This is a genomic window from Pseudomonas hunanensis, from assembly GCF_013393325.1.
In the GTDB taxonomy this organism is placed as follows: domain Bacteria; phylum Pseudomonadota; class Gammaproteobacteria; order Pseudomonadales; family Pseudomonadaceae; genus Aquipseudomonas; species Aquipseudomonas putida_P.
Map to the genome: position 1 here is coordinate 90,552 of NZ_QJRC01000092.1, position 6,330 is coordinate 96,881.

Genomic DNA, 6,330 nt, shown 5'->3' on the forward strand with positions numbered 1-6,330 from the left:
ATCCCGTGAGCAACCTGATTCCCGCCATCAACCTGGCAATCGATCCGGCCGAGCTGGTGCAGCCCGACCGTGTCCACACCTCTCTGTACACCGACCCGGCGCTGTTCGATGCCGAGCTGGAAAAAATCTTCCACAGCACCTGGATCTGGGTCGCCCATGAAAGCGAAATCCCCGAAGCCGGCAGTTACAAGACCACCTACATCGGCAAGCAGCCGGTGATCGTGGTACGCGACCGCAAGAAGGCCATCAACGTGCTGCTCAACCGCTGCCGGCACCGTGGCGCCACCGTCTGCGAGCACAAGAAGGGCAAGACCAACAGCTTTGTCTGCCCGTACCACGGCTGGGGCTATGCCCTGGATGGTTCGCTGCGCGGTATCCCGCACCCGGAAAGCTACGGCGACTGCCTGGACAAGGCCGAGCTGCCCTTGGTCAGCCTGCGCACCGAAAGCTACGCCGGCATGGTCTTCGCCACGTTCAAGGATGACATCGAGCCGCTGGAGGACTTTCTCGGTGCGGCGAAGAAGTGGATGGACCTGTTCATGAAGCAGGGCGCCGGTTATGGCATCAAAGTGCCGGGCGAGCACCGCTTCCGCTTCCCCGGCAACTGGAAGATCCAGCTGGAAAACACCACCGACGCCTACCACTTCCCGCTGGTGCACAAAAGTTTCCTGTCCTCGGTCGATGAGCAGACCCTGGAGCTGTTCGACTTCGTCAAGGGCCCTGGCTATGTCGAAGACCTGGGCAACGGCCACAGCGTGATGGTGATGATCCCCGAACTGGTCGACCTGGAGGCCGACCTCGACAAACCGATCCCGGAGCGCTTCGAAAGCCTTGCCGCCGAACTGCGCGACGAAGGCATCGACGAGGCGCAGGTGCGGCGCATCGTCCGCGCGGTCGGTGGTTCGGGCTTCAACCTCAATTTGTTCCCCAACGTGGCCTGTTCGATGGCGTTCTTCCGTGTGCTGCAGCCGATTTCGGTGAGCGAAACCGAAATCCATCATGCGGTAATCACCATGGATGGCGGCCCGGCGGCGGCCAACCGCTATCGCCTGCGCTTGCACGAGCATTTCCAGGGGCCGATGGGCTTCGGCACCCCGGACGATTCCGAGGCGTGGGAGCGGGTGCAGAAGGGCGCCCGCGCCGGTGAAGACCTGTGGATCATGCTCAACCGTGGCCTGGTGGGTGAAAAGCCCAGCGCCGATGGCCTGATTTCCGACGTCAGTGCCGAGACCGGCATGCGCGCGGCGTACCAGCAGTGGAAGAAGATGATGACCGCGGAGGCCAAATGATGAACCTGAACCTGTTCAACGAAGTCACCGCGTTCATCTGGCAGGAAGGCGACATGCTCGACCATGGCGAGTACGACGCCTGGCTCAACCTGTGGACTGACAAAGGCACCTACATCATCCCGATCGACCCCAAGGAAAGCGACTACGAGAACACCTTGAACTACGCCTATGACGACCACCACATGCGTGCCCTGCGTGTGCAGCGGCTCATCGGTGGCGAGTCGATCTCGACCAGCCCGCAGCCACGTACCGTGCGCACGATTTCGCGTATCCGTGTGCTCGCGGACGACGGCGTCAATGTCACCGTGCGCGCTGCGCAGAACGTGCGCGAGTTCCGCAAGGAAAGCCTCAAGCACTACAGCGCCGACCTCACGTACACCCTGGTGCGAGCCGAGGGCGGGTTCAGGGTCCATCGCAAGGTGATCAGCCTGATCAACAGTGACGATACCCTCGCCGGTATCGGCTACATCCTCTGAGGGCAAGGCCATGAACCAAGTCGCATTGGTAACCGGCGCCGGCCAGGGCCTGGGCCAGCGTTTCTGCGCCCGGCTGCTGGCCGCAGGCTTCGACGTAGTGGTCTCGGACCGTGACCTGGCACTTGCCCAGGCCACTGCCGAACAGCTGCAAGGGCAGGCTGGACGCACGTTGGCGGTAAAGCTGGATGTCGCCAGCAAGGCCGATTTCGAGCAGGCCCTGGCCCAGGTGCTTGAGCGCTTCGGCGGCTTGCACGTGGTGGTGAACAACGCCGCCGTGACCAGGACCACGCCGCTGATGCAGATCAGCCCGGAAGAGTTCGACGCCGTGGTCGGCCTGAACTTGCGCAGCGTGTTCCTCGGCTGCCAGGTGTTCGGCGCGTACCTGGCCGAGGCCGGTTACGGGCGGATCATCAACATGGCTTCGCTGGCAGGGCAAAACGGCGGCACGGCCACCGGCGCGCACTATGCGGCGAGCAAGGGCGCGATCATCACCCTGACCAAGGTGTTTGCCAAGGAGTTTGCCGCTCGCGGCGTTACCGTCAATGCCATCGCCCCGGGCCCTGTCGACTCGCCGGCGGTGCATGCCGCGGTGCCGGTCGAACGGCTGCCGGGCCTTCTGGCCAACATTCCGGTACAGCGCCTGGGGGATGCCGACTTTCTGGGTGACCTGATCGTGCAACTGGCACGGCCCGAGGCCTATTTCACCACCGGGGCGACCTGGGATGTGAACGGCGGCTTGTTCATGCGTTGACATTGACGGGGCGCCCGCGCGCCCCTGGTTACTACAGGACACCGAGCATGAATGAAGAACTGTTGAACGTAGTCGTGCGCAAGCGCGAGATTCAAGGGGCCGACGTGGTCGTACTCGACCTTGGGCGAGCCGACGGCGCTGCCTTGCCGGCTTTCGAGGCCGGCGCGCACGTGGACATCCATGTGGCGCCCGGCCTGGTGCGCCAGTACTCGCTGTGCAGCGACCCGGCGGATGTGACGGTGTATCGCCTGGGCGTCTTGAAAGACCCGGCGTCCCGTGGTGGTTCGGTGGGTGTGCACGAGGCCCTGATGGAGGGGCGCGAGGTACAGATCAGCGCACCGCGCAACCTGTTCCCGTTGGCGGCTGGCGCCGCCCGTTCGATCCTGCTGGGTGGCGGCATCGGGATCACACCCATGATTGCCATGGCCCACGCCTTGCACCAGCAGGGCGCCGATTTCGAACTGCATTACTGTGGGCGCTCGCGTAGCCGCAGTGCGTTTCTCGAAGCGCTGGCCGATGCGCCATTCGCGGCACGGGTGGTTACCCATTTTGACGATGAAGAGGCGACGCAGCGCCTGAACCTGGCCGATGTACTCGGCGCTGGCATGCCCGGTACACACCTGTACACCTGCGGCCCGTCGGGCTTCATGGACTGGGTGATCGCAGGAGCGCGCCAGCAGGGCTATGCCGAGGAGCACATTCACAAGGAGTACTTCCAGGTCGAGGTCGACGCCACTGGCCAGGGCTTCGAAGTGGTCGCTGCGCGCAGCAACAAGACTGTGCAGGTCGCCAAGGGCCAGACCATCCTCGATGCCTTGGCCCAGGTGGGTATACGCATCGATATTTCTTGCGAGCAGGGTGTGTGCGGCACCTGCATGTGCGAGGTACTCGAAGGCGAGCCCGACCATCGCGATGTGTACCTGACCGATGAAGAGAAGGCCGCGAACGACCAGATCCTGGTGTGCTGCTCGCGGGCCAAGTCGAACAAGCTGGTGCTGGATATCTGAGGAGCATGACCATGGTAGAGGTAACCCGTTTTCGCAACGCGATGGCCATGCTCGGTGGCGCCGTCTCGGTCATTACCACCGACGGCCCGGCCGGGCGCTTCGGCTTCACCGCTTCGGCGGTGTGCAGCGTGACCGACTCACCGCCCACCTTGCTGGTTTGCATGAACCGTGCTTCGTATTCCAACGAGCAGTTCAAGGCCAACGGCGCCTTGTGCGTGAACGTGCTGGCCGGCACCCATCAGGAGTTGTCCGGGGTGTTCGCCAACCGCAACCTGAGCATGGAAGCACGCTTTGCCTCGACGTTGTGGACGGTCCTGGAGAGCGGGGCGCCGGTGATGCAGGAGGCGTTGGTGAACTTCGACTGCCGCATTGCCCAGGTGCATGAAGTTGGCTCGCACAGCATTTTCTACTGCGAGATCCAGGACATCCGCCAGGGCGGTGCCGATGATGGGCTGGTGTACTTCAACCGCGCGTATCACCGGGTGTGCGAAACCTCCAAGGCCTGCTGAACGCGCTCCTGCGGCCTAGAAGGTATCCAGGTTATGGAAAACCACTTCGAGCATCTTGTTCAACCGCTGCACCTGCGCCTCGGTCAGCCCCTTGAAGCTGCGCTGGAACAGGTCGCGGGTCACATCCTGCATGCGCGCGATGCTCTGCAGCCCAGCCTCGGTGATGCGTACCTGGGTCACGCGGCCGTCCTCGGGGCTGGGGGCGGTGTCGACCAGGCCGTCGTCTTTCATCCGATAGACGATTTTGGTGATGGTCGACAGCTTGGCGATGGCATGGGTGGAGATTTCGGAAATGCTCGATTCGCCGTTCTCGTTGAGGATCCACAATACGCGCCAGCGCGGCACGTCAAGGTCGATCTTCTTCAGCAGCCGTTCCATGTTCTGGGTGTAGCGGCCATGCACACGGGCCAGCCAGTAAAAAGGGAAGTCTTCCTTGCGAAACTCATCGCTGGCCGGATCGTGATGGCTGTGGCCTGTGTTCTTCGAAGTGCTCATCGCTTCACTACGTGTGCGGAAATAGTCGCGACATCATAGACGTTTCCATGCATTTGGCTATTACAAAGGTGCGCCTAGGTGCTGGAATATTCAGTTGACATTTCAAGTATCTGGCAAGGCTCCATCATCCAAAGGGCGGTATGACAATGACAATAATCGTAGAACCCCTCGACCTTGGCGGCAGCGGCCCGCGGGTCGCGATCAAGGACACCATCGATGTCGCCGGCACCGCCACCCGTGCCTCTAGCCAAGCGCTGGAGGATGCGCCGTTGGCGGTGCGGCATGCCGAGGTGGTCAGCCACCTGCTGGCGGCCGGTGCGCGCTTGACTGCCAAGGTCGGCCTGCACGAGCTGGCCTTCGGCACTACCGGTATCAACCACCACACCGGCACGGCGGCCAACCCGCGTTTTCCGGGGCGTATTCCCGGAGGCTCGTCCAGCGGTTCGGCGGCTGCAGTGGCTGCTGGCCTGGTCGACTTCAGCCTGGGCACCGACACCGGTGGTTCGGTGCGCGTGCCGGCCTGTTGCTGTGGCGTGTTCGGCTTGAAGCCGACCTTTGGCCGGGTCAGCCGCCAAGGGGTGATGCCGGCCAGCAGCAGCCTCGATTGTGTTGGCCCGTTCGCTGCGAGCCTACCGATGCTGGTGCGCGCCATGGCCATGATAGACCCGACGTTCGTGCCCGCCCAGGTACCTGCGAAGGCGCGTATCGGTGTGCTGCGGGTAACGGCCGAAGTAGGCATACATAAGGCGGTGCAGGGGGCGCTCAGCGCCAGCGGCTTGCCGCTGGGCAATGTCGAGCTCAAGCATTTTGGCGCGGCGTATGAGGCTGGCATGGTGGTGATCAACCGCGAAACCTTCCAGGCCTGTGGCCACCTGCTGGAAACCGGCAAGGTTGGCAGTGACATCGCCGGGCGCCTGGCGGCGGCGGGGCAGACCCATGATGCCGCGCTGGCTGAGGCAGAGGCGGTACGCCAGCGGTTTACCGAGGAAGTCGACCAAGCCCTTGCCCGTTACGATGTACTGGCGTTGCCGACCATGCCGGACTTCCCGCTGCGGCTGGAGGAGGCCAGCGACACTCGCGCCGTACTGGGCATGACCTCGCTGGTGCGGCCGTTCAACCTGTCCGGGCACCCGGCGTTGAGCATCCCACTGGGTAGCGAGGCCGGCCTGCCGGTGGGCCTGCAACTGGTGGGGGCCAAAGGTGCGGACGAGAAGCTGTTGGCAGTGGCCGAGCGTTTGTTGCTCAACCTGTATGGCGGCAACGGGGGCAGCAATGACTGACTTGCATGAGTTGCAGGCCCGCTTGCAGGTGTTCGAGCGTCAGCAGGCCATTCGGGTGTGCATCAATCGCTATATGGAACTGTGCGATCAGCTCGATTGCAGCACCCCGCTGGACGAACTGGCTGGCTTGTTTACCCGTGAAGCCGTGTGGGAAGGCAAGGGCGCCCGGTATGCCGCCAGCTTTGGCGGCTACCGTGGCCGTGAGGCGATCCGTGCGATGTTTGCCACCTACATGAAAACCCCGGCGCACTTTGCCTTGAACGTGCACTTTCTCACCAGTGAGGTGATCGAGATGGACGGCGAGCAGGGTGTGGGGCGCTGGGTGATGTTGCAGACCAGCACCTTTGCCGACGGTGCATCGCACCTGAATGCTGCGCGGCTGACGGTGCGCTTTGCGCTGGAGGAGGGGCAGTGGCGCATGGCGCATTTTCAGACCGAGAACCAGTTCAGCCGACCGGTTACGGCCTGGAACAGTGAGGCCCCCTTGCCGGTGCCTAACGACTAAGCCCAGACGCGATCCCTG

8 protein-coding genes are annotated in these 6,330 nt (G+C 63.3%); 7 read left to right on the forward strand and 1 reads right to left on the reverse strand.

Annotated features, from left to right (window positions below; translation table 11 throughout):
* Positions 1-5: 5 nt before the first annotated feature.
* From DM807_RS15240 to DM807_RS15260, 5 genes are read left to right on the forward strand one after another with little or no spacing between them, the layout of a single operon-like run.
* Complete coding sequence (locus DM807_RS15240) at positions 6-1,289, forward strand: aromatic ring-hydroxylating oxygenase subunit alpha (RefSeq protein ID WP_012271858.1); 1,284 nt, start codon at positions 6-8, stop codon at positions 1,287-1,289.
* Complete coding sequence (locus tag DM807_RS15245) at positions 1,289-1,765, forward strand: aromatic-ring-hydroxylating dioxygenase subunit beta (RefSeq protein ID WP_041166471.1); 477 nt, start codon at positions 1,289-1,291, stop codon at positions 1,763-1,765. The genes DM807_RS15240 and DM807_RS15245 overlap by 1 nt, the downstream gene beginning before the upstream one ends.
* Positions 1,766-1,775: 10 nt before the next feature.
* On the forward strand, positions 1,776-2,516 hold the full coding sequence (locus tag DM807_RS15250) for an SDR family NAD(P)-dependent oxidoreductase (RefSeq protein ID WP_060494558.1): 741 nt from the start codon (positions 1,776-1,778) through the stop codon (positions 2,514-2,516).
* A 47-nt stretch (positions 2,517-2,563) separates the two neighbouring features.
* Complete coding sequence (locus DM807_RS15255; protein WP_179027514.1) at positions 2,564-3,523, forward strand: PDR/VanB family oxidoreductase; 960 nt, start codon at positions 2,564-2,566, stop codon at positions 3,521-3,523.
* 11 nt (positions 3,524-3,534) lie between these two features.
* A complete protein-coding gene (locus tag DM807_RS15260; protein WP_012271862.1) occupies positions 3,535-4,032 on the forward strand; it encodes a flavin reductase in 498 nt (165 codons plus the stop codon).
* 15 nt (positions 4,033-4,047) lie between these two features.
* Here the strand turns inward: DM807_RS15260 and DM807_RS15265 are convergent, their stop codons facing one another.
* Positions 4,048-4,527: a MarR family winged helix-turn-helix transcriptional regulator gene (locus DM807_RS15265; RefSeq protein ID WP_012271863.1), complete on the reverse strand. Its 480-nt coding sequence runs from the start codon at positions 4,525-4,527 to the stop codon at positions 4,048-4,050.
* A gap of 146 nt (positions 4,528-4,673) precedes the next feature.
* On the opposite strand from DM807_RS15265, the gene DM807_RS15270 reads away from it, so the two are divergent.
* Both DM807_RS15270 and DM807_RS15275 read left to right on the forward strand, forming a co-directional pair.
* Positions 4,674-5,807, forward strand: coding sequence for an amidase (locus DM807_RS15270; protein ID WP_179027515.1), 1,134 nt, complete (start codon positions 4,674-4,676; stop codon positions 5,805-5,807).
* Positions 5,800-6,312, forward strand: coding sequence for a nuclear transport factor 2 family protein (locus tag DM807_RS15275; RefSeq protein WP_012271865.1), 513 nt, complete (start codon positions 5,800-5,802; stop codon positions 6,310-6,312). Before DM807_RS15270 ends, DM807_RS15275 begins: the two co-directional genes overlap by 8 nt.
* Positions 6,313-6,330 lie beyond the last annotated feature (18 nt).